Source organism: Streptomyces sp. NPDC028305 (assembly GCF_055569495.1).
This window is the reverse complement of sequence record NZ_JBVHTN010000001.1, coordinates 57,807-84,674: the sequence shown is the minus strand read 5'-3', so window position 1 is coordinate 84,674 and position 26,868 is coordinate 57,807. Positions and strand designations below refer to the sequence as shown.

The window sequence follows — 26,868 nt, the reverse complement described above, 5'->3', positions numbered from 1 at the left end:
GTGGCCGGTGTGGCAGATGCGGCGGGTGTGACTCGGATGTGTCCGACGGATCCAGGAGATCGAACGCATCGGCGAGTGGCACCCGTTGGGGTGAACTGACCCCAGGAACCTGCCAGTTGGCTCGACGTGCCGCAAATATTGCGGGGTCGATGCCGTCGGCGCCCGTGGTGTCCCCCCGTGGCGAGTCGCCGGCGGCTCCATGTCTCCTGTGGGGGTCCACTCACGTGTCCTGTTCCACCAACAACTACTCCGGCATGCCCGCCCGCCGCCTGGCGGCCGCCACGGCCGCTGCCGCCGTCTCCGTCCTGGGCCTGCTGCCCGCGGGTGCGGCGCACGCCACCGACGGCGACGGCAAGACCGGCGGATCCGCTGCCAAGACGAGCACGCACACGACGGGCGGAGCCGGTGCGACCGTGCTCCGCACCGACCTGAGCGTTTCGCTGCTCAACAAGACGGTCAAGGCTCCGCTGGCGCTCGCCCTCAACGAGGTGCGCGCGCCGGCATCCGCCAACAAGACCGCGCTCAGCGCGACACTGGACGGCGTCGAAGGGGGAAAGCCGTTCAACGTCCTGCGCGCGGATGTGGCCACCGCACGTGGCACCGTCGACAAGTCCCGTGCCGAGGGGTACGCCAACCTCGCGCACGCCAAAGTGCACCTCCCCGGGCTGCCGGCGGTGCCGCTGATCGAGGTCCAGCAGGTCACCTCGAAGGCGGTGTGCCAGGCCGGAAAGCGGCCCACCGCCACGTCCAATGTGCTGGGCAGCGTGGTCGTGCTCGGCAAGAAGGTCAACCTCGCCTCCAGCGGTACGACCACGGTCGACGTGCCGGGGGTCGGCACGGTGCGGCTCGACCTGTCGCGCACCTCGACCACGTCCCGCACCGCCGCGGCCACGGCGCTTCGCCTGGCGGTTTCGGTGAACCCGCTCAAGCTGAACGTCTCCGAGGTCGAGGGGAAGGTCACCCTCGCCGAGGCGACCTGTGAGGCGCCGGGCGCCCCGCAGGTCGGCTCCCAGGCCGGCGCGGAACCGAAGCCGGAACACCTGGCCGAGACCGGGGGCAGCTCCACCACGCCGTACCTCGTGGGTGGCGGCGCGGCCCTGCTGGCCCTGGGCGGCGGCGCCGTCGCCCTGGCCCGCCGCCGTCGCACCGCCGTGCCGGGCGACGCAGCCTGACGCGGACCGGCCGACCGGGGCGTCGCGCGGCGGGCCACCCGTCGCGCGGCGCCCCGCGCCGGTCAGCGGTCGGCCGGTCAGCGGTCGGCCAGGGCCTTCGCCAGGGCGGTGATAAAGCTGTCGGTCGTGGCCGGGTCGCGGACCGCGAGCCGCAGCCAGTCCGGGCCCAGTCCCGGAAAGGTGTCACCGCGCCGCACCGCGAAACCGAACTCGCGCAGGCGGGCGCGGACCGCGGTGGCCTCCGGCAGGTGGATCAGCAGGAAGGGTCCGGCGGCCGGAGCACACACCCGGATGTCCTCGAACTCGGCCAGCCGGGCGGCCAGATGAGCCCGGTCGGCGGCGATGGTGTCCGCCGCGCGCGCCGCCTCGGCGAGCGCGGCGGGCGCACTGCACGCCTCAGCCGCCGCCAGGGCCGGTGAGGACACCGGCCACAGCGGCTGCGCCCGCTCCAGCGCCGCGACCGTATCCGGCTCCGCGAGCAGATAGCCGATCCGCAGCCCCGCCAGCCCCCAGGTCTTGGTGAGGCTGCGCAGCACGACAAGACCGGGCACATCGGTGCGGGCGGCGAGCGACTCCCGCTCGCCGGGCACCGCGTCCATGAACGCCTCGTCCACCACCAGCGTCCGCCCCGGGCGGGCCAGGGCGGCCACCGCGGCGGCCGGGTGCAGCACGGACGTCGGGTTGGTGGGGTTGCCGACCACCACCAGATCCGCCTCGAGCGGCACCGCGCCCGGGTCCAGCCGGAAGCCGTCCCGCTCGTCCAGCACCACCCGCTCCACCCGGTGCCCGGCGTCCCGCAGCGCGGCCTCCGGCTCGGTGAACTGCGGGTGCACCACGACCGGGCGCCGCACCGGGAGGGCCCGTGCGAGCAGCACGAACGCCTCCGCCGCGCCCGCCGTCAGCAGCACCCGCGCCTCCGGCACACCATGGCGCTCGGCGACCGCGCGCCGCGCCGCGCGGCCGTCCGGGTAGGCGGCGAGGCCGTCGAGCGCGGCGGCCAGCCGGGCCTTGAGCCAGCCGGGAGGCGTGTCGGCCCGGACATTGACCGCGAGGTCCGTCAGCTCGGGGCCGGAGCCCCGCACCTCCGCGTCACCGTGGTGACGCAGATGGCGCGGGTCGAACCCGGCGGGTACGTCGGGCTGTTCAGCGGACATCGACGGGGGAGCCGGCGCGACGGCTCTCCTGCGAGGGAACGCCGGCCGGGCAGCCTGCCGCGTCCCCGGCCTGCTCCTTGGCCTCGTCTCCGGCCTCCCCTGCGGCTTCCTCCGTGAGCTGCTCCCCGGCCACCTCCCGGTAGCGCTCCATGACCAGCTTCGCCAGCTCCTCCGCGGGACCCGGCACATCGGCGGTCAGCAGCTCGATGTCCGGGTGGGCCAGCGACCATCCCTCCGCCTGCTGCTGGGCCCGGTCCAGCGACACCCCCGCGAACAGGAAGTACGGCAGCAGAACGACCCGCCGCGCCCCCAGCAGCGCACAGCGGTCCAGGCCCGAGGCCACATCCGGCGCGGCCAGCGAGACAAAGGCCGTCTCCACACCGGCGAAGCCGCGGCCCTCCCACAGCAGCCGGGCGGCCCGGTGCACCTCGGCGTTGGCTTCGGGGAAGACCGAGCCGGAGCCCACCAGCAGGACGGTGGTCTCCGCCCGGTCGGAGGGGGAGCGGGGGCGGTCGCCCAGCGCCTCGTCCAAGCGGCGCTCCAGCATGGTCAGCAGCCGGGGGTGCGGGCCGAGCGGGCGGGCGCGGACGAACGACGAGCCGGGGCGCAGCTCCAGCTCGCGGTCCAGCGCGGCGGTGAGGTCCTGCTCCGCGCGCTCGGTGGGGATCAACGTCAGCGGCACGACGGCGAACCGGGTCACGCCTTCCTCGGCGAGTCCGGCCACCGCGTCGCCCAGCGGAAATCTGCCCTGGCCGGTCAGTCCGCCCGCGACGGGCAGGCCGGGATTGTGGGCGCCCAACTCCCGTACGAAGTCGCGAAAGGCGTCGGTGCGCCTCTCGTCACGGGTGCCGATGCCAGCGATGAGCAGCGCGGGCGGGGTCGTCACGAGGTCTCCTTGGTGCTGGTGGTGCGGGTGGCACAGTGCGGTGCGGGGGTTGGGATCCCGACCCGAGACGTTACTGAGGTCGGTCGGGCGGTGTGAAGGCAGGTCATCCCTACCCGCCCTGCGGGTGTTTGACCGCCGCGCCCGGGCGGAGCGCGACGGCGCAGGTGGCGCGCGCGGGACGGCCGCGCGGCTCCGACTTCCGCTTGGCCACGAGCAGTTCGCCCCCCGGCCCTGCGGCGAGCAGGGCCGCCGCCTCGGCGACGCTCGGCGTCCCCACGGCGGACAGCACGGCCCCCGACGGGCCCGGCACCGCGACGGAGGCCAGCGCCGCGGCCCCGTAGCCCCGCAGCGGCACGCCGAGCCGGGCCGCCGCGGCGACCAGCCCCGGCTCGGCGGCCTTGGCCTCGACCGTGGCCAACTCCACCACCGTGCCCTCCGAAAGCCCCGCCCCGGCCAGCGTCCGCCGGATGAGCCCGGCCACTTCCCCGACGGACACGCCGCGCCCGGCACCGACCCCGACGACAAGCCGTGGGCGTGCCGCTGGGGGCGCATCGGCCCAGCGGCGGCCGGGGGAGCGGGTCACGCTCTCCACTTCCTGCCGCAATTCCCGCCCCCTCACCCGCTCCGCGGCGCGCAACCGGCGAGGAACCGGACCGCCGCGTCCGGCATCGCCGCCCAGTGCACATGCAGATACGACGCATGCACACCGCCCTGGACGAACCCCTCCACACGGCGCTCCGGGCGGACCAGCCCCCACGCGGGCTCCGGACCCGCGCCCGGCTCCACCGCGGTGCGGTGGAACTCATGCCCGCGGACCCGGGTCCCCGCGGCGGCGAGCGCGCTGTCGCCGATCGCCACCGCCTCGCGGTACCCCAGCGTCAGCCGCTCCGACATGCGCGCCTCGGCGGGGAGCACCCCGCACATCGGCTCGCCGTCCAGTGAGCGCGCCAGATACAGCAGCCCCGCGCACTCGGCGGCCATGGGCGCTCCGGTCGCCGCGAGCTCCGCCACCGCCCCGCGCAGCGGCTCGTTCGCCGACAGCTCCGGTGCGTACACCTCCGGGAAGCCGCCGCCGATCACCAGGCCCGCGGTGCCGGGCGGGAGGCGCTCGTCCCGCAGCGGGTCGAAGGGCACCACCTCCGCACCCGCCGCGGTGAGCAGCTCGGCGTGCTCCGCGTACGAGAAGGTGAAGGCCGCCCCGCCCGCCAGCGCGACGACCGGCCGCGCCCCGCCGGCGTCCGCCTCCGCGCCGCCGCGCGCGGGAGCGGTCTCCCGCTCCGGGTCCCAGGGCGGGTCCGCCAGCGATGGCGCGCTGCGCGCCAGGGCCAGCAGGCCCTCGAGGTCACAGCCCTCGCGCACCCGCTCGGCCAGCGCGGCCACGGACTCGACCGCCTCGGCCCGCCGCTCGGCCACCGGCACCAGCCCGAGGTGGCGGCTTGGGGCGCGCACCGCGCGCACCCTCCGCAGCGCGCCGAGCACCGGCACCCCCGACTCGCCCAGCGCCTCGCGCAGCAGCTCCTCGTGGCGGTCCGAGCCCACCTTGTTGAGAATCACCCCGGCCACCCGCACCTCGGGGTCCCAGGACGCGAAGCCGTGCACCAGCGCCGCCACCGAGCGGGACTGCGACGAGGCGTCGACGACCAGCACCACCGGCGCGCGCAGCAGCTTCGCCACATGCGCCGTCGACGCCAGCTCGCCCTGCCCGGCCGCCCCGTCGTACAGCCCCATCACGCCCTCGACGACCGCCAGGTCACAACCGGCCGCCCCGTGCAGAAACAGCGAGGCGATCCGCTCCGGCCCGCACAGATACGCGTCCAGATTCCGGCCCGGGCGCACCGCACGCCCGGAGCGGGCCGGGGACGAGACGGCCAGGGCGTGATAGCCGGGGTCGATATAGTCCGGGCCGACCTTGTGCGGCGACACATCGAGACCGCGCTCCGCGAAGGCGGCCATCAGGCCCATGGCCACCGTGGTCTTGCCGCTGCCGGAGGCGGGCGCGGCGATGACCAGGCGCGGCACGCTCACCACTGAGCCCTCACCATTGACCGCCTCCCATGTGAACCCTCACCACTCGATGCCCCGCTGCCCCTTCTGACCGGCGTCCATCGGGTGCTTGACCTTGGACATGTCGGTGACCAGATCCGCGAAGTCCAGCAGCCGCTCCGGTGCGTTACGCCCCGTGATGACCACGTGCTGGGTCCCGGGCCGGTCGCGCAGCACCGAGACGACCTCCTCGGTGTCCACCCAGCCCCAGTGCATGGGGTACGCGAACTCGTCCAGCACATACAGCCGGTATGTCTCCGCCGCGAGATCCCGCTTGACCTGCTCCCACCCCTCGCGCGCCGCCTCCTCGCTGGAGATGGCGTCCTGCTGACCGCGCTGGAGCCACGACCAGCCCTCGCCCATCTTGTGCCATGCGACCGTCCCCCCTTCTCCCGACTCGCCGAGGACGCGCAGCGCCCGCTCCTCGCCGACCCGCCACTTCGCCGACTTCACAAACTGAAATACACCGACCGGCCATCCTTGGTTCCACGCCCGCAGCGCCAGTCCGAACGCGGCCGTCGACTTCCCCTTGCCGACGCCCGTGTGCACAAGCACCAGCGGCCGGTTGCGGCGCTGCCGGGTGGTCAGCCCGTCGTCGGGCACGACGGTCGGTTGTCCCTGCGGCATCAGGCGGCCCTCCATGTCTTTCGCGCGGTTCGTGCGGTTCGTGCGGTTCGTGTATCGGGTGCGGTGCGGACGTCGCGCACCAGCGCGCTCATGCTGTCGGCGCGCAGTTCGTCGAGCGTCACCGGCGTGCCGCGCAGTTCGCGGGCCAGCGCGCCCGCCAGGCCCAGCCGGACGGGCCCCGACTCGCAGTCCACCACCACCGAGGCGACCCCGTCGTCGGCCAGCAGCCGCGCCGCGCGCCCGGCCCTGGCCACCGGGTCCGGTCCGCCCGTGGCCCGCCCGTCCGTCACCACGACCAGCAGCGGACGGCGCGACGGGTCCCGCAGCCGCTCGATCCGCAGCACCTCGCGGGCCTTCAGCAGCCCGGCGGCCAGCGGGGTGCGCCCGCCGGTCGGCAGCCTCTCCAGCCGGGCCGCGCCCGCGTCCACCGACGAGGTGGGCGGCAGCGTCAGGGCGGCTTCCGCTCCCCGGAAGGTGATCAGGCCGACTTTGTCCCGCCGCTGGTAGGCGTCCAACAGCAGCGACAGCACGGCGCCCTTGACGGCGCTCATGCGCTTCCGCGCGGCCATCGACCCCGAGGCGTCCACCACGAACAGCACCAGGTTGCCCTCGCGCCCCTCGCGCACCGCCTCCCGCAGGTCGTCACGGCGCACGACGAGACCCGGGCCCTGGCGTCCGCGTGCGCGCTGGTGCGGAGCGGCCGCCCGTACGGTCGCCGACAGGTGCAGCTTGGCCAGCGTCCCGCGCGGGCGGCGAGCGCCGGTGGTGCGGCCGTGGGCCGTGCGGGCGCGCGACCGCCGTCCCGCCGCGCCCTCGCCGAGCCCCGGCACGTCGAGCCGCCGCGTCCGGAACGGCTCGGCCGCGCCGACGGCGGCGCGTTCGCCGCCGGGCCCGGCGGCGTTGGCACCGGGCGTCTCGCCCGCGGCCTCCGGACCGTCGGAGCCCGTGCGCTGTTCCGGGACGGAGGGCCCGGTCTGCGGCGGCGCCTGCTCCGGCGCGCCCTGCGGCGGCTGTCCGCCGCCCGGCCCGCCCGGCCCGCCCGGTCCCTCGTCTGGTCCGTCCGGCCCTTCCTGCCCCTCGGGCCCGTCGCCCGGATCCGGGTCCGGTTCCGGGTCGTCGTCCGCGCCGCCGGACTCGCGCAGCACCTCGTCGAGCTTGTCCTCGTCCAGTCCCGGCGCGTCGAACGGCGCCCGCCGGCGCCGGTGCGGCAGCGACAGCAGCGCGGCCTGCCGCACGTCCTCGGCGGTCACCTCCGTACGCCCCGCCCACGCCGCCAGCGCCGTCGCCGTTCGCGCCGTCACGATGTCCGCGCGCATCCCGTCCACCTCGAACGCCGCGCACACCGCCGCGATCTGCCGCAGCGCGCCGTCGCCCAGGCGCACGTGCGGCAGCAGGGCGCGCGCCGCCGCGACGCGCTCCCGCAGCGTGCCCTCCTCGTCGGCCCAGCGCACGGCGAAGGCGGCCGGATCCTCGTCGTACGCCAGCCGTCGCCGCACCACCTCGACCCGCTCGTCGGTGTCCCGCGACGCCGCGACCTCTACCGTGAGGCCGAAGCGGTCCAGCAACTGGGGCCGCAGCTCGCCCTCTTCGGGGTTCATGGTGCCCACCAGCAGAAAGCGCGCCGCGTGCCGTACGGACACGCCCTCGCGCTCCACATAGGAGGCGCCCATGGCCGCCGCGTCGAGCAGCAGGTCGATCAGGTGGTCGTGCAGCAGGTTGACCTCGTCGACGTAGAGCACGCCGCGATGCGCGTCGGCCAGCAGGCCCGGCTCGAACGCCTTCACCCCGTCTGAGAGAGCCCGCTCGATGTCCAGCGCCCCGACCAGCCGGTCCTCGGAGGCGCCGACCGGCAGCTCGACCATCCGGGCGGGCCGGAGGGTGCCGCTGCCCGGCTCGTGCGGGCCGTCCGGGCAGCGTGGGTCGGGCGCGGCGGGGTCGCAGGAGAAGCGGCAGCCGGGCACCACGTCGATGCCGGGCAGCAGGGCGGCCAGCGCCCGCACCGCCGTCGACTTCGCGGTGCCCTTCTCGCCCCGCACCAGCACCCCGCCCACGGCCGGTGACACGGCGTTGAGCAGAAGCGCCAGCCGCAGGTCGGCCATCCCGACGAGCGCGGTGAAGGGGTAGGGGGCGGCGGTCATACGGGGGTTCCTCCTGCGGTGAGGGGGCGATGGCGGCGTGGGCGGAGGCGGGTGGCCCGGGGTTTGTTCCCCTCCCCGCCCCTTCCCGATCCGGGGGCGAGCCCCCGGGCCCCCGGGCCATGGGGGGCGGTCGCGACGGGGCGTCGGCGGTGGCGGTCGAGTGCCGTGCCCCGCGCAGCCGGGCCCGCGGCGGCGGGGGCGGTGCGTCCGTTGGGGGGCTTGGTGGCCGTTGTGGGGGTCACCGGGGCTCCTGCGGGAACGGTGGGGCGCCCGGTGGGACGAACGGCAGTCCCTCCGGGACGCCGTTCTCGATGAGCCGCAGCAGCGCGTCCGTGTCCGCGTGTTCCTCGATCAGGTCGCCGAGGCGGTCCAGCTGTTCCTCGCGCAGCTCCCCGAAGCAGGTGTCGGGCGCCGGGACGAACGCCCGGCCCGCCGCGTCCGCGACCCGTCGCAGGAAGGCGCGCCGGAAGCCGTCGCTCTCCAGCGAGCCGTGCCAGTGCGTGCCCCACACCGAGCCCACCCGGCAGCCGTCCAGGAAGGGCTCGTCCGCGCCGTCCAGCAACTCGGCGACCCCGTGGTGGATCTCGTAGCCCTCCACCCGCTCGCCGAGCGCCTCGCCGACCGGCCGCGCCAGGGTCTTGTGCACCGCGAACCGCACCCGTACGGGCAGCAGCCCCAGCCCCTCGACCGTCCCGGCCCGCGACTCGACCTCGTCCTCGATGCGCTCGCCGAGCATCTGGAAGCCGCCGCAGATGCCCAGCACCGGGCGGCCCTCGGCGGCCCGCCGCGCGATCGCCGCCGCCAGCCCGCGCTCGCGCAGCCACTCCAGGGCCCGTACGGTCCCGCGGGTGCCGGGCAGCACCACCAGGTCGGCGTCGGTCAGCTCCTCCGGCCGGTCCACGAACCGCACGACCACGCCCGGCTCCGCGGCCAGCGCGTCCACGTCCGTGAAGTTCGACATGAGCGGCACCGCGGCGACCGCGACCCGCAGGATGTCCGCGCCGTGCGGCGGCGCGACGACGCTCTCGCGCACCGTCCCGCGCAGCGAGACACGCAGGCCGTCCTCCTCGTCGATGCCGAGCCCGTGCGCGTACGGCAGCACGCCCATGGTCGGGCGGCCGGTCAGGCCGCGCAGCATCTCCAGGCCCGGCTCCAGCAGGGTCACATCGCCGCGGAACTTGTTCACCAGATAGCCCGCGACGAGCCGCTGGTCGGCCTCGGAGAGCAGCGCGGTCGTGCCGAAGAACGACGCGAAGACGCCGCCGCGGTCGATGTCCCCGACCACGACGACCGGCAGCCGGGCGGCCCGGGCGAGACCCAGGTTGACGATGTCGGTGCGGCGCAGGTTGATTTCGGCGGGGCTGCCCGCGCCCTCGCAGATCACCGCGTCGTGTGTGCGCCGCAGCTCGGCCAGGCACTCGGTGACGGTGCCCAGCAGCGTCTCCTGGCGCCCTGAGTGCTGCTTTTCCCCGGGGGACGCCCCCCCAGACCCCCCGAAATACCCGCGCGCGCTCAGCTCGCCCACCGGCCTGCCCAGCAGCACCACCTGGCTGCTGCGGTCGCTGCCCGGCTTGAGGAGCACCGGGTTCATCAGCGCGCTCGGCTCGACGCGCGCCGCCGCGGCCTGCATGGCCTGGGCGCGGCCGATCTCCGCGCCGTCGCGGGTCACGAAGGAGTTGAGCGACATGTTCTGCGCCTTGAACGGCGCGACGCTGACGCCCTTACGGCTGAGCCATCGGCAGATCCCGGCCGTGACGACGCTCTTGCCCGCGTCCGAAGTGGTGCCCGCGACGAGCAGGCCGCCGCCGCCCCTGCTGGGTATGCCGCTCATATGCCATCCCTCCCCGCGGCCGCGGGCCGCGCCGTCCTGCCCGGTCCGGGTCCGTCCGCCCGCAAGGACCGTGCCCAGCGGGCGAGCGCGCCATGTGGGGCACGGGACGGCCCCAGCGCCGCCCCCACCGCCAGCCGGGCCCCGACGGACACGCCGAGCGCCAGGGCGCCGACGCGCCGCGACAGCCGTACCGCGCGCTCGATGTCGGCGGCCTTCACCGCCCGCCCGCCGGGGTTGAGCACCGGCCGGTGCTCAACGCGGCCGCCGTACGCGAGAGTGCCGCCCAGCCGTACGCCGAGCGCGCCCGCGAACGCGGCCTCCACGGGGCCCGCGTTGGGGCTCGGATGACGGTGGCCGTCGCGGAGCCAGGCGCGCCGCGCGCCGCGCGGGTCGGGCCCGGCCAGGGTGGCCAGCGTCGCGGTGAGCCGTGCGCCGGGCCAGCCGGCGAGGTCGTCCAGCCGGGCCGCGGCCCAGCCGAACCGCCGGTAGCGCGACGACTTGTGGCCGACCATCGCGTCCAGGGTGTTGACGGCCCGGAAGCCGACCAGGCCGGGCACCCCGCCGACGGCCCCCCACACCAGCGCGCCCACGACGGCGTCCGAGGTGTTCTCGGCGACCGACTCGACGACCGCGCGCGCGATCTGCCGCTCGTCCAGCGCCTGCGGGTCGCGGCCGCACAGGTGCGGCAGCCGCCGCCGGGCGGCGTCCAGGTCCCCGGCGGCCAGCGCGCCGCCGACGGCCCGCGCCTCCCGGCCCAGCGTGGTCCCGCCGAGCACGGCCCAGGTGGCGGCGGCGGTCAGTACGGTGTGCGCGGCGCGGGAGGGGACCCCCGAGGAGTCGTTGCCCAAAGCCCGTACGGCGCGCACCGAAAGCGCGGCCCCCGCGGCCGCGCCGCCCGCGCACAGCGCGGCGTACAGGGCCCCGGATCCGCGGTGGTCGCGCCACAGCAGCCGCTCGACGGCCAGGGCGGCGCGCCCGAACGCGGCCACGGGGTGGCCGCGGCGCGGATCGCCCGTGGCGAGGTCGCCGAGGAAGCCGAGGGCGGCGCCGCACGCGTACGAGGCGTGATCGGCACCCATCGTCAGTCCGCCGTCGTGCCTCGGCGCGTCGGGGCGTGGAGTTCGGGCCGCGGGCGGGTCGGCGTCGGCGGCATGGCGGTGCCGGGCATGGCGGTATGTCCTCACTCAGGGTCCGCGCCCTGGTTCGACGTGACCGGCGGTGAGAGTCTCCTGGCTCCCGGATCCGCGCTTCTCCCGGTCTTCCAGCCTCCGTACGGAGACCGTGACTTGTGCGTGCGATGGGAGAGCGCTCCCCGGTGACAGTGGCGGGACCGCGCCGGATTCTCACCGGCTTCCTCTCCTGCCGCCGTTTGGCTCCGGAAGTCCACCATGGGCGGCGAATGGCCGTCAACTCGCGAATGCCCCGGGATGCGCGAGTGTGCCGAGGCCCACACGCGCCACGCACGCCACGGCCGCCGGGCGGGTCCGCGCTGGTCGGCGCGGCCCGGCCCGGCGGCCGTGGCTACTGCGGGAACACGGCCGAGCCGTGCGGGTTCAGGCCGTCAGGCCACGATCAGATTGATGCCGTACGCCACCGTCGCCGCGCACAGCGCGAAGCAGGCGTACGCGGCGGCGCGCGCCGGGCCGATGCCGGCGCCGGCGCCCGCCGGGGCCGCGGCGGTGTCCTGGCCCGCCTCGGCCTGCTGGGGCTTGCGGGAGGCGCCGAGGATGCCGAGGGTGAAGACGCCCACGAAGCCGACGGTCACCACGAGGCTGACGCCGAAGACCTGGCCGAGAGCCGCCCAGTCGATGCTCATCGCGTTACTTCCTTAGCTGGTGCTGCCGGTGGCGGCGGAGGCGCCGGCCGGGGTGGCGGAGGGGGAGGAGGCGGGGGAGGAGACGGGGGCGGGGGCCACCGGCCCGGCGGGCGGCGGGGCCACGGACTGGAGGGCGGCGGTGACGACGCCCACCGGCTCGGCCGGCGCCGCCCCGGCATCGGTGCTGTCGTTGACGTTGGTGTGGTCGACGGGCTTGCGGCGCGAGGCCGCCCAGATCGCGGCGCAGGCGGCGACCGCGAGCACGGCGACCGTCGTGACGCCCCAGTCGCCCTGGTCCGCCAGCAGCGCCGCGCCGCCCGCGACGAGGCCCGCGGCGGGCAGGGTGAGCACCCAGGCGAGGACCATGCGGCCCGCGGTGGACCAGCGCACCACACCGCCCTTGCGGCCGACGCCCGCGCCCATCACGGCGCCGGAGCAGACCTGGGTGGTGGAGAGGGCGAAGCCGATGTGGGAGGAGGCGAGGATGACGGTCGCGGCGCCGGTCTGGGCGGCGAAGCCCTGCGGCGGCTGGATGTCGGTGATGCCCTTGCCCATGGTGCGGATGATGCGCCAGCCGCCCAGGTACGTACCGAGCGCGATGGCCAGCCCCGCGGCGACGATGACCCACAGCGGCGGGTCGGAGTCGGGGACGATCACGCCGCCCGTGATCAGCGCCAGGGTGATCACACCCATGGTCTTCTGGGCGTCGTTGGTGCCGTGGGCGAGGGAGACCAGCGCGGCCGAGGCGATCTGCCCGGCGCGGTAGCCCTTCGCGGTGTCCTGGGGGTCGCGGTCGCGGGCCAGCCGGTAGGTGAGCCGGGTCGCGACCAGGGCGGCGACGCCGGCCACGACCGGCGCGGCCACGGCGGGGATCAGGACCTTCATGACGATCTTGTCGCTGTTGACCCCGTCCATGCCGACGGAGACCAGGGTGGCGCCGATGAGGCCGCCGAAGAGGGCGTGCGAGGAGCTGGAGGGCAGCCCGGCCAGCCAGGTCAGCAGGTTCCAGACGATCGCGCCGACCAGACCCGCGAAGATCACTTCGGGCTGGATCCCCGCGCCCTCGTCGATGATCCCTCCGGAGATCGTCTTGGCGACCTCCACGGAGAGGAACGCGCCGACGAGATTGAGGGCCGCCGACATCGCGACCGCGATCCGGGGGCTGAGAGCTCCCGTGGAGATGGTGGTGGCCATGGCGTTGGCCGTGTCGTGGAAGCCGTTCGTGAAGTCGAACACCAATGCCGTGACGATCACGATCCCAATGAGAAGCGTGATGTGTTCCATCGAACTCCTTCGTGGGGGAATGCGATCCCCGAACTTCGTGACACGGAGCGTCGCAGGATGGCTACATTCCGTGGTGCATCTTGGCCGTCGTGAGGCCACCGAGGCAGCCACGTCAGAAATCCCCTCCCAGGGGAGGGGAAGGGGTGCACACCCGGGCAATCAGTGCGACAGCCGAAGCATGCACCACGACCGTAAGGACATGGGGTGAACGGGAGGTGAACTGAGGTGGGCTCAGGGGTGACGCGCCTGCGCGAAGGCGGCGCCGATGATCCCCCGGCCCCTCCCTGATGCGTACAGGATGCCTCGCCTGCCATGATCGGCGCCCGGAGGTGAGGCATCGTGACGGAGCCGGAGACCGCACGGCCGACGGGGCCCGGGGAGCGACCGGACCCAGGGGAGGCCCGGGACCAGCGGGACTTGGCGGAGGCCTGGGAGCGGGTGGTGGAGACGGCCCGCAGGACGGTCGCCGACGGCCTGGTCGTCGGCACCTCCGGCAATGTCTCGGCCCGGGTCGGCGACACCGTGCTGGTGACCCCGAGCGGCGTCCCGTACGACCGGCTCGGCCCGGGCGACGCGGTCGGCGTCGACCTGGAGGGGCGTCAGGTGCTCGGCGAGCTGGCCCCCACCAGCGAGCTGCCCATGCACCTCGCGGTCTACCGCCACACCGACGCCGCGGCCGTCGTCCACACCCACGCGGTGCACGCCACGGCGGTCTCCACCCTGGTCGACGAGGTTCCGGCGATCCACTACATGACCGGCGCGCTCGGTGGCCCGGTGCGCGTCGCGGGCTATGCCCTCTACGGCACGGACGAGTTGGCCCGGAAGATGCTCGACGCGCTCCGCGACCGCAGTGGCTGTCTGCTGCGCAACCACGGCACCGTCGTCCACGGCGCCACGCTGGACCAGGCGTACGACCGGACCGCCCAGCTGGAGTGGATGTGCCGGGTCTGGCTCACCGCGGCCGCCGTCCCCGGCCGCACCCCGACCCTCCTGCCGCCCGACGAACTGCGCCGCGCCGCGGACAAGCTCCGCGGTTACGGCCAGACCCGCTGAGTCCCGGGCCCGGGCAGCCAGGGCGCGGCCGCCGGGCCCGGTCGCGTCCCGGAAGCGGGCAGGCTCACCGCGCACCGCACGACATCGCAGGTCCCGGCCCCCCGGACAGGCATGCCGATCACCCGGCCGGGCACGCCCGCTGGCCCGCGGCGCCCTCTCCGCCCACACTGGGTAGGGATGCGCCAGCGGACGAAGGCGGTTGTGGCCGCCACCACGATGCTCAGTGTCGGCGCGGCCGCGGTGGCGGCCGGGCGGTACGCCAGCGACGCTGCCCTCAAGCCACGCCCCGACCGGCCCCTGCCGCACGACCCGCCGCTCACCGTGCACTCCACCGACGCCGGCCGGATCACCCTCACCCGCAGCCTCGCCTCGCTGCGCCCCGGCACGTACGGCCTCGCCGGCGCCGGCTGCCACGCCGTCGTCGGGCCCGTCGTCGAGGACGCCCCGCACCCCGCGGACTGCGTGGTCCGCCGCCTGGAGCGGGTGACCCACGGCACCCTGGCCCCCGGCACCCGGGTGCGGTTCACCCCGCAGGTGTACATCGGCAATCCGCAAGACGCGCTCGGGCTCGACCACGCCGACGTCGACGTGCCCGGCGAACTCGGCGCGCTGCCCGCCTGGTTCGTCCCCGGCGACCGGCTGTCCTGGGTGATCACCGTGCACGGCCTCGGCACCACCCGCGAGCACCCCATGGCGCTCATGCCGTTTCTGCACCGGCGGCGGTTCCCCGTGCTCGACATCACCTACCGCGGCGACCCGGGCGCCCCCCGCCCCGAGGACGGCATCGGACACCTCGGCGACACCGAGTGGCGCGACCTGGACGCCGCCATCCGCTACGCGGTGCGCTACGGCGCGGAGCGGATCATTCTGTACGGCTGGTCCATCGGCGCCACCATGGCCCTGCGCGTCGCCGTGAACTCCGCGCTGCGGGACCGGATCGGCGGGCTCGTCCTGGACTCGCCGGTGCTCGACCGGCACGCCACGCTGCGGGCGCTCGCCTCGGCCCGGCGCATCCCCTCCGCGCTGCTGCCGCTCGCGATCAGGGCCGCCGAGGGGCGGGCCGGGCCGTACGACGGGCAGCCCGGGACGGGCGCGGCCGTGACCGACGACCTGGACCGGCTGAAGGTGCCGACGCTGGTCATGCACGGCCCCGACGACGCCATCGCCCCCTGGTCCGCCTCGCGCGAACTCGCGCGGCGCCACTCGGAACTGGTCACCCTTCACCCGGTCCGCCAAGCCCCGCACGCCGCGATGTGGAACGCGGACCCCGAGAGGTACGAGGAGATGCTGGGCCGCTTCCTGATGCCGCTGATGTGAGGCGCGGCCGTTTTTCGGCGGGCTCGGCCGGACCGCCACGACCTGCGGCGGCAACCGCCGTACGGGTGCCGATTGGGCTTTCGGGCCGTCACGGGCGAGACTGCTCCCGTGACGTCCCGTACTCCGCGCGACTCCCGGCTCCGACTCGTCCGCCAGCGGCCGATGGCCACGGCCCGCCGGGCCGTGCCGAACCGAGGCTCCCGACCGGCGCCCCGCCCGCCCGAGGGCACTCCGCCGCCCACGGAGCTGGCCCGGCAGGCCCGAACGGGACTCGCCGGGGCCGTCCTGATCTCCCGCTGGGCCGCGAGCCGGCACGGCGCCCCGGGCGTGCTCTCCGCCGAGGCGGTCGCCGAGGCGGCCGCCGCGCTGGGAGTCCCACCCGAACAGGTCCGGGCGGACTGGGACCGGGCCCGTCTGGTCGGCCTGATCGAGCTGCACGGCGGCATCGCCCGCCCCGGCTGGCGGCTGCGCGCCTGGGACAGCGACGACAGCGCGGTGCTGCGCGGCTGGGTCGCGCTGCTCGACGCCTGGTCCCTGGCCCGCCCGGCCCCGCTCACGGCCGAGCCCACGGCCGTCGCCGAGGTCGTCGAGGCGCTGCCGCAGCTGCTGTCCCTGCTTCAGCTGTCGGCCGGTCCGGTGCAGGTCGCGACGCTCCTGGACATGCTCAGGCAGCGCGTCGCCGAGCTGCGCACCGAGCGGTGCGAGGTGCCGTACGGCCCCGCGCCCGCCCCCGGCCCGGACGACGCCCCGCCCGCCTCAGGACCCGAGGACACCGCGCTCGCCGCGGCGCCGGGCGCCCCCGACCTGGAGACGCTGCTCGACTGGGCCCTGGACGCACTCGCCTCCGTGGGCGCACTCGAGGTGCTCGACGGCCCCCAGGAGGCCGCGGACGAGGCGGTCCGGAGGGACGGGGCCGACGAGCGCGAGGCCGTGCTCAGCGCGCTCGGCAACTGGGCGGTGTGGCTCAAGCTGGAGCAGATCTGCGTCGCCGCCCAGAGCCCCGCCGGGAACATCGAGCAGCCCGCCGCCGACATGCTGCGCGGCTGCGCGGGCCTGACCCCCGGCCCGGCCCGCGCCGAGTACCGGGCGTGGCTCGCCGCCCGCCCCGTCGGCAGCGCCGTGACCGAGCTCATCGAGGCCGCGCGCGGCGACGACGCGCTGCTGCGCGGGCTGGCCTTCGAGGCGCTGCGCGTGGTCGGGGCGCCCGCCGAGCCCACCGTGCGGGCCGTGGTCGACGAGTCCGCGCTGCGCCCGTACGCGCTGCTGTGGCTGGCCGAGCACGAGGGGGCCGACCCGGAGGACGCGATGGACGTGCTCACCCGTGAGGAGGCCACCTGGCTGTGGGTGGACACGGCCGCCGCCGTCGCCGACCACGGCGAGAGCCCGATGCTGGTGCGCCATCTGGAGTCCGCCGTGCAGGGCACGGTCCCGGCGCTGCTCGAGGAGGTACGGGCCGTGGGCCACCCCCGCACCGTGCACGTCCTGGTCGCGCTGGCCGCCGCCCACCCCGACCCGGCCCTCGCCAAGGCGGTGCGCCGCGCGGCCTTCCAGGTGCACACGGGCGGCGCCTGAGGAGGCCGGGCGGCGCCCGAGGGGTGTGGGCGGCGAACACATAGGCGGGGCGGTCGGGGCGGTCCGCGTGGTGGACAGGCCGGGAAAAATCGCTTGCGGGCACCGCTAAACTAATCCGCATGGCAATTCTCCTCGTGCATTAGACGGCGTCGGCCGCTTTCGCCCGTCCGTCCAGCCGTCCCCCTGCCCTGGAGTAATTCCCGTGATCACCGCCTCTGGCATCGAGTTGCGCGCCGGCGCCCGTATCCTCATCGAGTCCGCCTCCTTCCGCGTCGCCAAGGGCGACCGCATCGGCCTCGTCGGCCGTAACGGCGCGGGCAAGACCACCCTCACCAAGTGCCTGGCCGGTGAGGGCATCCCGGCCGCCGGCACCATCACCCGCTCCGGCGAGGTCGGCTATCTGCCCCAGGACCCGCGCACCGGCGACCTCGACGTCCTGGCGCGCGACCGCATCCTGTCCGCCCGCGAGCTGGACTCGGTGCTGCGCAAGATGCGCGAGAACGAGGACCGGATGGCGAACGGCAAGGGCGCCACCCGCGAGCGCGCGATGAAAAAGTACGAGCGGCTGGAGACCGAGTTCCTCACCAAGGGCGGTTACGCCGCCGAGGCGGAGGCCGCGACCATCGCCGCCAGCCTCGGGCTGCCGGACCGCGTGCTCGGCCAGCCGCTGCATACGCTCTCCGGCGGTCAGCGCCGCCGGGTCGAGCTGGCCCGCATCCTCTTCTCGGACTCCGACGTCCTGCTCCTGGACGAGCCGACCAACCACCTCGACGCCGACTCCATCATCTGGCTGCGGGACTACCTGAAGACCTACCGCGGCGGCTTCATCGTCATCTCCCACGACGTGGACCTGGTCGAGACGGTCGTCAACAAGGTCTTCTACCTGGACGCCAACCGCTCGGTGATCGACGTCTACAACATGGGCTGGAAGCTCTACCAGGCCCAGCGCGAGGCCGACGAGAAGCGCCGCAAGCGGGAGCGGGCCAACGCCGAGAAGAAGGCCGCGGCGCTGAACTCCCAGGCGGACAAGATGCGCGCCAAGGCCACCAAGACGGTGGCCGCGCAGAACATGGCCCGCCGCGCCGAGAAGCTGCTCTCCGGCCTCGAGGCGGTGCGGCAGTCCGACAAGGTGGCCAAGCTGCGCTTCCCGGACCCCGCCCCGTGCGGCAAGACGCCGCTGGCCGCCGAGGGGCTGTCCAAGTCGTACGGCTCGCTGGAGATCTTCACCGATGTCGGCCTGGCCGTGGACCGGGGCTCGCGGGTGGTCATCCTGGGGCTCAACGGCGCGGGCAAGACGACCCTGCTGCGGCTGCTGGCCGGGGTCGAGAAGCCGGACACCGGCCAGGTCACCCCCGGACACGGCCTGAAGCTCGGCTACTACGCGCAGGAGCACGAGACGCTCGACCCGGACCGCACGGTCCTGGAGAACATGCGCTCGGCCGCCCCCGACCTGGATCTGGTGGACATCCGCAAGACGCTGGGGTCCTTCCTCTTCTCCGGTGACGACGTCGACAAGCCGGCGGGCGTGCTGTCCGGCGGCGAGAAGACCCGGCTGGCGCTGGCCACGCTGGTGGTCTCCTCGGCCAACGTCCTGCTGCTCGACGAGCCCACCAACAACCTCGACCCGGCCAGCCGTCAGGAGATCCTGGGCGCGCTGCGCACCTTCACGGGCGCGGTGGTGCTGGTGACCCACGACGAGGGCGCGGTCGACGCGCTCCAGCCGGAGCGGATCATCCTGCTGCCCGACGGCGTGGAGGACCTGTGGGGCGAGGACTACGCGGACCTGGTCGCGCTCGCCTGACCGGCTTCCGAGCGGTCACCGGGGTTCACCGGAGTTCGCCGGAGGTCACGGGCGGGCACGGGGGATCACCGGAGATCATTCGCCATAGATCATTCGGCCTAGGCGTGATCCTTCATCTGAGTGAGAACGGCTGGTACCACGGCGCGTCACCGCCGACCGGCGCGTGAGGCGTGCCGTGCGCCGGCGCGCGCTGTCGCGATTACGCCCACCCACGGCCTGACCTGGTGATTCGTCCACGATGTGGACCGCTGAAGGGCGCGGCTGCCTGCGGAATCTCTAATTCCGGCGGCGATCACCCCATGAATTCAGGGAATCCTTCCGCTATCGACCTTGCCGAATGGGTGGCCAGGAAGCCGCCTAGGGGTGATCATGAGAGTCCAGAGCGCACTTCCCATGAGGAGGCACGGGTGGCCGAGACTCTGAAGAAGGGCAGCCGGGTGACCGGCGCCGCGCGCGAAAAGCTCGCGGCAGACCTGAAAAAGAAGTACGACTCCGGTGCGAGCATCCGGGCGCTGGCCGAAGAGACCGGCCGTTCCTACGGATTCGTCCACCGGATGCTCAGTGAGTCGGGCGTGGCCCTGCGTGGTCGCGGTGGAGCGACGCGGGGCAAGAAGGCCGCAACAACGGCCTGACGGCCCGTGTGCGTCGTACCGGTAGGTGTGAGCGGTGCCACCCGGTTGATCGGACCGTCGGCCGGGTGGTTACTGTGCAGTCACTTAGTCATGTGACCGCACCCACCGGAGGCTTCCGTGACCCTGCTGGACAAGGACGGCGTTCACCTCACCGTTGACGAAGCGATCGCCACGGTGACCCTGACCAACCCCGGCAAGCGCAACGCCCAGTCGCCCGCGACCTGGCGGGCGCTGGCCGAGGCCGGGCGGGCGCTGCCGGGCAGCGTGCGGGTCGTGGTGCTGCGCGCCGAGGGCAAGTCCTTCTCCGCGGGGCTCGACCGGCAGGCGTTCACGCCCGAGGGGTTCGACGGCGAGCCGTCGTTCTTTGAGCTGGCCCGCGGCTCCGACGCGGAGCTGGACGCGGCCATCGCCGGGTATCAGGAGGCGTTCACCTGGTGGCGGCGGCCCGACCTCGTCTCCGTCGCCGCCGTCCAGGGCCATGCCATCGGCGCGGGCTTTCAGCTGGCCCTCGCCTGTGATCTGCGCGTCTGCGCGGACGACGCGCAGTTCGCGATGCGCGAGACCAGCCTCGGGCTGGTCCCCGACCTCACCGGCACCCATCCGCTGGTCTCCCTCGTGGGCTACGCCCGGGCGCTGGAGATCTGTCTGACCGGGCGCTTCGTCCACGCCGAGGAGGCCGAGCGCACCGGCCTGGCCAATCTGGTCGTGCCCGCCGCGGAGCTGGACGCCGCGGTCCGGGACCTGGCCGCGGCGCTGCTCGCCGCGGACCGTGACGCCGTGATCGAGACCAAGGCGCTGCTGCGCGGGGCGGGGGAGCGGACGTACGAGGACCAGCGCGCCGCCGAGCGGGCCGCCCAGGCCCGTCGGCTGCGCGACCTGGCGGGCCTGGGCGAGTAAGCCCCGGCCGGGTGTCCGGGCCGGCTGAGCCCCTCAGAGCCGGGCCGCCAGGCCGAGCCGCTGCACCGGCACCGCCTCGAGCACCAGCACCGCGAGGTCGTCGTCGATCGGCTCGGGGCCGAAGTCATGGGCGGCGCGGCGGACCCGTTCCGCCACCGCCTTGGCGCCCAGGCCCGCGCACCCCCGCAGGATGTCGGCGAGGCCGTCGTCGTCGTCCAGCTGCCGGTTGCCGCTGCGCCGCTCGGTCACGCCGTCGGTCACGCACAGCAGTGTCTCGCCGAGCTCCAGGTCGAAGGTGTCGGCGTGGAACTCGGCGCTCTCGTCGATGCCCAGCAGCATCTGGGAGCTGCCCGCGGCGACCACTGAGCCGTCGCCGGTCAGCCGCAGCGGCAGCGGATGACCGGCGCTGGCCAGCGTGCAGTGTGCGCTCCCGGTGGCCGGGTCCGGCTCCAGCTCCCCGTACAGCAGGCTCAGAAAGCGCGGCCTGGCCTGCTCGCCGCCGACCGCCACGGCTTCCGCGCCCTCCTCCACCAGCGCCTGGTTCAGCCGGCCGAGGACCGACTCGACGCCGTGGCCCTCGCGGGCCAGCAGCCGGACCAGATGGCGGGCCAGGCCGGTCACCGACATCGCCTCCGGGTCGCTGCCGCAGACGTCGCCGAGCAGGAAGCACCAGCGGCGGCCGCCCATCGGGAACAGATCGTAGAAGTCGCCGCCGACGGTCTGGCCCTCGCCGTGCGGCTCGTAGACGATCGCCGTCTCGACGCCCGGGATATGGGCGAGGGAGGTGGGCAGCTGCCGGCGCTGGAGCGCCCGGCTGATGGTCGCCTGCCGGGTGTACCGGCGGGCGGTGGCCACAGCCTGGGCCACCCGCCGGGACACGTCGCCCGACAGCCGGGCCACGCCCTCGGTCAGCTGTGGCACGCCCGCGCGGCCCAGCAGCAGCACGCCATGGCTGCGGCCCTGGGCCAGCAGCGGGAACGCCAGCGCGGCCCCGCCCGCGCCACGGCTGTCCGCGGGCTCGGGCCAGGGCCAGGGGGTGCCCGAGGGGTCGAGGCCGGTCGGCGGCGGATGGTTCTCCAGGGACAGCCGGAGCGAGTCGTTCCGGCGCTCGTCGCTGTGCCAGACGCGGCAGAGCCGCAGCCGCTCGCCCTCGGTGCTCAGCCACACCGCGCACCAGTCGGCGAGCCGGGGCACCAGGAGCTGACCGGCGAGGGCGGCGACCATGTTCTCGTCGAGCTGTCCGGCGAGCAGTTCGCTGGCCTCCGCGAGGAACGAGGGCCCGCCGCGGTCCACCCATCCGCCGGAGCTGTCGCGCTGCCGCGCGGGCGCGGCCGGGGCGAGGGCCTTGGCGAAGCGCACCTCGCCGCCCACCGTGTCGGCCGGGACGGCGGCGGGCCCCAGCTCCTCCTGCGCCGCGTCCAGCCGGAACCACACCGCCTTGCGGGTGCGGTGGTAGGTCACGCCCCAGGAGTCGGCGAGCGCGCCCATCAGCTGGAGGCCGCGGCCGCGGCGCCCGGTGTCCTGGCCGCCGTACACCGCGCTGGCCGGGTGCAGGTCCGTCACCTCGACGACGACGCCCGGGTGCCCGGCCTGGAGCCGGCAGATGACCTCGATCTCGGTGCCCGCGTGCAGCACGGCGTTGGTGACCAGCTCGCTCACCAGCAGCACCGCGTCCTCGGTCAGCCGGTCGCGGAGGGGGCGCGGCCCCAGGGCCGCCGCCGCTCCCGGCCCGGTGAGCGTGGTGCGCACGAAGGCGCGCGCCGCGGCCGGCGCCCCGACGGTTCCGGGCAGCGTGGTCCGCGAGACGGACTCCCGCGAAAGAGGAAGCAAGGCTCCCACCAGCTGCTCCTGGCAATTTGGGACAATTAGGTCATGTAGGTGCCATATTATGACAGGCACAGGTGTGCGAATCGATCTTTAAGAGACGATGTCATGGCAAATGACCCGACTCCCGTGGACATCCGACCCGAACCCCCCGGCTTCGCGCCGGGCGAGGAGCGGGTGAGCGCCGCAGGGCTGCGATCCCTGCTGGGCGCGATGCAGGCGTTGTGCGACGGGGACCTCTCCGTACGCGCCAACGGCTCGGAGGAAGGCACGCTCGGCGAGATGGCCGGAGCGTTCAATCAACTCGTGGCCCGGAACGCCCATCTGGCGTCGGAGCTCGAACGGGTCCGCCGCGAGGTGGTCCGGCAGGGCAGACTCGACGAGCGGATCACGGCCAGCCCCGGCCAAGGGGCCTGGACGACGAGCGTGGACGCGGCGAATCAGCTGCTCGACGCGCTCGTCGGCCCGGTCTCCAACGCCACCCAGGTGCTGGACGCGGTCGCCTCCGGCGATCTGACCAAGCGCGTGGACCTGCACGACGGCAACCGCCAGCTGCGCGGCGATCTGCGTCGGCTCGGGCGTGGCGTCAACCGCACGGTGGACCAGCTGTCGCTGTTCACCGGCGAGCTCACCCGCGTCGCCCGCGAGGTCGGCACCGAGGGCCGGCTCGGCGTCCGGGCCAAGGTCCAGGGGCTGTCCGGCGACTGGCGCGAGGTCACCGAGGCCGTCAACGCCATGGCGTCCCGGCTGACGGCCCAGGTGCGGGACATCGCCGCGGTGACCACGGCGGTCGCCCGCGGCGACCTCACCCGGCAGGTGACCGTCGAGGCCACCGGGGAGCTGCTGGAGCTGAAGCTGACCGTGAACACGATGGTCGATCAGCTGTCGGCGTTCGCGGACGAGGTGACCCGGGTGGCCCGTGAGGTGGGCACCGAGGGGGAGCTGGGCGGCCGGGCCCAGGTCCGGGGGGTCTCGGGGGTGTGGAAGGACCTGACGGACAACGTCAACTTCATGGCGTCCAACCTCACCTCCCAGGTGCGCAACATCGCCCAGGTGACCACGGCGGTGGCCAACGGCGACCTCTCGCAGAAGATCACCGTGGACGCCCGGGGCGAGATCCTTCGGCTGAAGCTGACCGTGAACACGATGGTCGATCAGCTGTCGGCGTTCGCGGACGAGGTCACGCGGGTGGCCCGTGAGGTGGGCACCGAGGGGGAGCTGGGCGGCCGGGCCCAGGTCCGCGGGGTCTCGGGAGTCTGGAGGGACCTCACCGAGAACGTCAACTTCATGGCGGACAACCTGACCTCCCAGGTCCGCAACATCGCCCAGGTCGCCACCGCCGTGGCCGAGGGAGACCTGGGCAAGACGATCACGGTGGAGGCCAAGGGCGAGATCCTGGAGCTGAAGTCGACGATCAACACGATGGTGGACCGGCTCTCCGCGTTCGCGGACGAGGTGACCCGGGTGGCCCGCGAGGTGGGCACCGAGGGCAACCTGGGCGGCCAGGCCCAGGTCCGCGGCGTCTCGGGGGTCTGGAAAGAGCTCACCGAGAACGTCAACTTCATGGCGCTGAACCTGACCTCGCAGGTCCGCAACATCGCCCAGGTGACCACGGCGGTCGCCAACGGCGACCTGTCGAAGAAGATCACGGTGGACGCCCGGGGCGAGATCCTGGAGCTGAAGGACACCGTGAACACCATGGTCGAGCAGTTGCGGGCGTTCGCCGACGAGGTCACCCGGGTCGCCCGCGAGGTGGGCACCGAGGGCCAGCTCGGCGGGCGGGCTCAGGTGCCGGGCGTCTCCGGCGTGTGGAAGGACCTCACCGACAACGTCAACTTCATGGCGTCCAACCTGACCTCGCAGGTCCGCAACATCGCCCAGGTCGCCACCGCCGTCGCCCAGGGCGATCTGTCCAAGAAGATCGACGTGGACGCGCGCGGGGAGATCCTGGAGCTGAAGACCACCATCAACACGATGGTCGACACCCTCTCCTCGTTCTCCTCCGAGGTCACCCGGGTCGCCCGCGAGGTCGGCAGCGAGGGCCGGCTGGGCGGCCAGGCCCGTGTCGAGGCGGTCTACGGCACCTGGAAGCGGCTGACCACCAACGTCAACGAGCTCGCCCTGAACCTGACCACCCAGGTGCGGGCCATCGCCGAGGTCGCCTCCGCCGTCGCCCAGGGCGACATGACCGGCTCCGTGTCGGTCGAGGCGCAGGGCGAGGTCGCCGAGCTCAAGCACAACGTCAACCTCATGGTGACCAACCTGCGCGAGACCACCCGCGCCAAGGACTGGCTGGAGTCCAACCTCGCCCGCATCGCCTCCCTGATGCAGGGCCACCGCGATCTGGTCGACGTCGCCGACCTGATCCTGCGCGAGCTCACCCCGCTGGTCAACGCCCAGTTCGGGGCCTTCTTCCTCACCGAGCCCGGGGCCAAGCCGGGCGAGGGCCTCCAGTTCATCGCCGGATACGGCGTCAACCCGGAGAAGGGACCGCTGCCGCAGAGCGGGTCGGCGGGCCGCGGGCTGATCGCCCAGGCGGCCATCGAGAAGAAGCGCATCCTGATCACCGATGTGCCGCCGAACTTCATCAGCATCGACTCCGGGCTCGGCTCCGCGCTCCCCGCCAGCGTCGTCATCCTGCCGATCCGGTACGAGGACCAGATGCTCGGAGTGATCGAGCTGGCCTCCTTCAGCCGCTTCAGCGAGGTCCATCTGGCCTTCATCGACCAGTTCGTCAACACCATCGGCGTCTCGATCAACACCATCATCGCCAACGCCCGCACCGAGTCCCTGCTGTCGGAGTCCCAGCGGCTCACCACCGAGCTGCGCCAGCGCTCCAACGAGCTCCAGCGCTCCAACGCGGAGCTGGAGGAGAAGGCCGCGCTGCTGGCCACCGCCTCGCAGTACAAGTCCGAGTTCCTGGCCAACATGTCGCACGAGCTGCGCACCCCGCTCAACTCGCTGCTCATCCTGGCCCGGCTGCTGGCCGACAACCCCGACGGACGGCTGTCGGCCCAGGAGGAGCAGTTCGCCGCCACCATCCACCGCTCCGGCTCCGACCTGCTCCAGCTGATCAACGACATCCTCGATCTGTCGAAGATCGAGGCGGGCCGGATGGACGTGCGCCCCAGGAAGCTGCCGCTGGTCAAGCTGCTGGACTACGTCAACGCCACCTTCCGTCCGCTGGCCACCGACCGGGGCCTGTCCTTCGAGATCACGGTCGGCGAGGACGTGCCGCGCGAGATGTTCTCCGACGAGCAGCGGGTCCAGCAGATCCTGCGCAACCTGCTCTCCAACGCCCTGAAGTTCACCTCCTCGGGAGGGGTGAAGCTGCGCGTCGAGCGGGCGCCCGCGGCGAGGTTCAGGGAGGAGACGCTGCGGACCGCGGACGCCGTCGTGGCCTTCTCCGTCACCGACACCGGCATCGGCATCCCGCCCGAGAAGCTGTCCGTGATCTTCGAGGCGTTCCAGCAGTCCGACGGCACCACCAGCCGCAAGTACGGCGGCACCGGACTCGGCCTGTCCATCAGCCGGGAGATCGCCGGCATGCTGGGCGGCCGGATCGTCGCCGAGAGCGAGGTCGACGTCGGCTCCCGGTTCACCCTCTACGTCCCGTCGCACTACGCCGGAATCGTCCCGGCGCCCGACCCGTCCGACCCCCGGGCCACCGGCTCCACCGTCCCGGCCGCGCTCCCCGCGCCGGACGAGCAGCTGCCGGACGTCGCCGACCACGCGCCCAGCGGGGTGTTCGGCGACGACAGCACCCTGACCGGCACCGCGCTCCCGACCGGCGGCGACGGCCGCGACGAGAGCTGGCCGGAGACCACCCGGCTCAGCGAGTGGCAGGCCGGCCGCCCCCGCCGCGTGCTGAACGGGCGGCGCATCCTCATCGTCGACGACGACATCCGCAACGTCTTCGCGCTGACCCATGTGCTGGGCCGGGTCGGCATGACCGTGAAATACGCGGAGAACGGCCGCGAGGGCCTGGAGGTCCTGCACAGCAGCCCCGATGTCTCCCTGGTCCTGATGGACGTGATGATGCCGGAGATGGACGGCTACGAGACGATCCGGGCCATCCGCGGCACCCCCCGGCTCGCCGATCTGCCGATCATCGCCCTCACCGCCAAGGCCATGCCGGGCGACCGGGAGAAGGCCATCGACAGCGGCGCCAACGACTACGTCCCCAAGCCCGTGGACGTCGACCGGCTGTTGTCGGCCGTCTGCGAGCTGCTGGATCCGCAGAACGGCCCGCCCGGCGGGACCACTGCCGCCGCGGCCCGTGCCGGGGCCGGGGGCGGGGGCGAGGGCGAGGGCAGCGGGCCACCGGAACGGGGGGAGAGATGAGCGGCGTCGCGTCCGAGAAGACGGCGATTCTGATCGTCGACGACATGGAAGAGAACCTGATCGCGCTGGAAGCCGTCCTCGGCCCGCTCGATCTGCGGCTGGTCCGCGCCCACTCCGGGGAGGAGGCGCTGAAGGCCATGCTGCGGCAGGACTTCGCCGCCGTCCTGCTCGACGTCCTGATGCCGGGCATGGACGGCTTCGAGACGGCCGCCAACATCAAGCGCCTCGACCAGACCAAAGACGTCCCGATCATCCTGCTGACCGGGGACGACGCGGACTCCGACTACGCCTACCGGGGATACGCGATCGGCGCCGCCGACTTCGTGACCAAGCCCTTCGACCCCTGGCTGCTGCGCACCAAGGTCAATGTGTTCCTGGACCTGCACCGCAAGAACCGCCGCCTCGCCGACCGCGTCGCCGAACTGGAGCGCACGGTCCGGAGCCTGCGCGGGGACCGGGGCGGTTAGGCGGCCCCGG

The 26,868-nt window shown here is 74.1% G+C and carries 20 protein-coding genes and 1 riboswitch; of the genes, 9 read left to right on the top strand and 11 right to left on the bottom strand.

Annotation, left to right across the window (positions count from 1 at the left end; genetic code table 11):
- The first annotated feature begins 254 nt into the window (after window positions 1–254).
- Window positions 255–1,172, top strand: a complete 918-nt coding sequence (locus tag ACZ4WQ_RS00375) for an SCO1860 family LAETG-anchored protein (RefSeq protein ID WP_311725062.1) — start codon at window positions 255–257, stop codon at window positions 1,170–1,172.
- Window positions 1,173–1,249: 77 nt separating this feature from the next.
- On the opposite strand, the gene cobC is transcribed toward ACZ4WQ_RS00375, so the two are convergent.
- From cobC to ACZ4WQ_RS00325, 10 genes are all read right to left on the bottom strand, one after another.
- Entirely contained in the window at window positions 1,250–2,326 is a 1,077-nt protein-coding gene (cobC, locus tag ACZ4WQ_RS00370) for an Rv2231c family pyridoxal phosphate-dependent protein CobC (protein ID WP_468021883.1), read from the bottom strand.
- Complete coding sequence (locus tag ACZ4WQ_RS00365) at window positions 2,316–3,212, bottom strand: sirohydrochlorin chelatase (protein ID WP_385346538.1); 897 nt, start codon at window positions 3,210–3,212, stop codon at window positions 2,316–2,318. The genes cobC and ACZ4WQ_RS00365 overlap by 11 nt, the downstream gene beginning before the upstream one ends.
- A gap of 109 nt (window positions 3,213–3,321) precedes the next feature.
- Window positions 3,322–3,795: a cobalamin biosynthesis protein gene (locus ACZ4WQ_RS00360; protein WP_468021882.1), complete on the bottom strand. Its 474-nt coding sequence runs from the start codon at window positions 3,793–3,795 to the stop codon at window positions 3,322–3,324.
- Window positions 3,796–3,827: 32 nt separating this feature from the next.
- Window positions 3,828–5,240, bottom strand: coding sequence for a cobyrinate a,c-diamide synthase (locus ACZ4WQ_RS00355; RefSeq protein ID WP_468021881.1), 1,413 nt, complete (start codon window positions 5,238–5,240; stop codon window positions 3,828–3,830).
- Between the two features lie 36 nt (window positions 5,241–5,276).
- The gene (gene cobO / locus ACZ4WQ_RS00350; RefSeq protein ID WP_311725000.1) at window positions 5,277–5,882 is read right to left on the bottom strand and encodes a cob(I)yrinic acid a,c-diamide adenosyltransferase; all 606 of its coding nucleotides are present in this window, start codon (window positions 5,880–5,882) and stop codon (window positions 5,277–5,279) included.
- The gene (locus ACZ4WQ_RS00345; protein ID WP_468021880.1) at window positions 5,882–8,020 is read right to left on the bottom strand and encodes a putative cobaltochelatase; all 2,139 of its coding nucleotides are present in this window, start codon (window positions 8,018–8,020) and stop codon (window positions 5,882–5,884) included. The genes cobO and ACZ4WQ_RS00345 overlap by 1 nt, the downstream gene beginning before the upstream one ends.
- 238 nt (window positions 8,021–8,258) lie before the next feature.
- Entirely contained in the window at window positions 8,259–9,851 is a 1,593-nt protein-coding gene (locus ACZ4WQ_RS00340) for a cobyric acid synthase (RefSeq protein ID WP_468021879.1), read from the bottom strand.
- Window positions 9,848–10,930, bottom strand: coding sequence for a cobalamin biosynthesis protein (locus ACZ4WQ_RS00335; RefSeq protein ID WP_468021878.1), 1,083 nt, complete (start codon window positions 10,928–10,930; stop codon window positions 9,848–9,850). Before ACZ4WQ_RS00335 ends, ACZ4WQ_RS00340 begins: the two co-directional genes overlap by 4 nt.
- Before the next feature lie 143 nt (window positions 10,931–11,073).
- A riboswitch (cobalamin riboswitch) is annotated at window positions 11,074–11,208 on the bottom strand.
- Between the two features lie 204 nt (window positions 11,209–11,412).
- Entirely contained in the window at window positions 11,413–11,667 is a 255-nt protein-coding gene (locus ACZ4WQ_RS00330; protein ID WP_311725005.1) for a hypothetical protein, read from the bottom strand.
- A 12-nt stretch (window positions 11,668–11,679) separates the two neighbouring features.
- Complete coding sequence (locus ACZ4WQ_RS00325; protein WP_311725007.1) at window positions 11,680–12,951, bottom strand: inorganic phosphate transporter; 1,272 nt, start codon at window positions 12,949–12,951, stop codon at window positions 11,680–11,682.
- A 417-nt stretch (window positions 12,952–13,368) separates the two neighbouring features.
- On the opposite strand from ACZ4WQ_RS00325, the gene ACZ4WQ_RS00320 reads away from it, so the two are divergent.
- The 6 genes from ACZ4WQ_RS00320 to ACZ4WQ_RS00295 all read left to right on the top strand — a co-directional run bounded on the left by ACZ4WQ_RS00320 (window position 13,369) and on the right by ACZ4WQ_RS00295 (window position 20,223).
- Complete coding sequence (locus tag ACZ4WQ_RS00320; RefSeq protein ID WP_358848501.1) at window positions 13,369–14,004, top strand: class II aldolase/adducin family protein; 636 nt, start codon at window positions 13,369–13,371, stop codon at window positions 14,002–14,004.
- A gap of 177 nt (window positions 14,005–14,181) precedes the next feature.
- The gene (locus ACZ4WQ_RS00315) at window positions 14,182–15,321 is read left to right on the top strand and encodes an alpha/beta hydrolase (protein ID WP_468021877.1); all 1,140 of its coding nucleotides are present in this window, start codon (window positions 14,182–14,184) and stop codon (window positions 15,319–15,321) included.
- Between the two features lie 108 nt (window positions 15,322–15,429).
- The gene (locus ACZ4WQ_RS00310; protein ID WP_385346524.1) at window positions 15,430–16,893 is read left to right on the top strand and encodes a hypothetical protein; all 1,464 of its coding nucleotides are present in this window, start codon (window positions 15,430–15,432) and stop codon (window positions 16,891–16,893) included.
- 202 nt (window positions 16,894–17,095) lie between these two features.
- On the top strand, window positions 17,096–18,694 hold the full coding sequence (gene abc-f / locus ACZ4WQ_RS00305; RefSeq protein ID WP_468021876.1) for a ribosomal protection-like ABC-F family protein: 1,599 nt from the start codon (window positions 17,096–17,098) through the stop codon (window positions 18,692–18,694).
- 407 nt (window positions 18,695–19,101) lie between these two features.
- Window positions 19,102–19,326 carry a helix-turn-helix domain-containing protein gene (locus ACZ4WQ_RS00300; protein WP_179285460.1) on the top strand — a complete coding sequence of 75 codons (225 nt, stop codon included), beginning with the start codon at window positions 19,102–19,104 and terminating at the stop codon, window positions 19,324–19,326.
- Between the two features lie 117 nt (window positions 19,327–19,443).
- On the top strand, window positions 19,444–20,223 hold the full coding sequence (locus ACZ4WQ_RS00295) for an enoyl-CoA hydratase/isomerase family protein (protein ID WP_358848485.1): 780 nt from the start codon (window positions 19,444–19,446) through the stop codon (window positions 20,221–20,223).
- 33 nt (window positions 20,224–20,256) lie between these two features.
- On the opposite strand, the gene ACZ4WQ_RS00290 is transcribed toward ACZ4WQ_RS00295, so the two are convergent.
- A complete protein-coding gene (locus ACZ4WQ_RS00290; protein ID WP_311725012.1) occupies window positions 20,257–22,062 on the bottom strand; it encodes a SpoIIE family protein phosphatase in 1,806 nt (601 codons plus the stop codon).
- 93 nt (window positions 22,063–22,155) lie between these two features.
- Between ACZ4WQ_RS00290 and ACZ4WQ_RS00285 the strand changes: the two genes are divergently transcribed.
- Together ACZ4WQ_RS00285 and ACZ4WQ_RS00280 are read left to right on the top strand one after the other, a co-directional pair.
- Window positions 22,156–26,391 carry a HAMP domain-containing protein gene (locus ACZ4WQ_RS00285; RefSeq protein ID WP_398370408.1) on the top strand — a complete coding sequence of 1,412 codons (4,236 nt, stop codon included), beginning with the start codon at window positions 22,156–22,158 and terminating at the stop codon, window positions 26,389–26,391.
- Window positions 26,388–26,858, top strand: a complete 471-nt coding sequence (locus ACZ4WQ_RS00280; RefSeq protein ID WP_311725015.1) for a response regulator — start codon at window positions 26,388–26,390, stop codon at window positions 26,856–26,858. Before ACZ4WQ_RS00285 ends, ACZ4WQ_RS00280 begins: the two co-directional genes overlap by 4 nt.
- Window positions 26,859–26,868 lie beyond the last annotated feature (10 nt).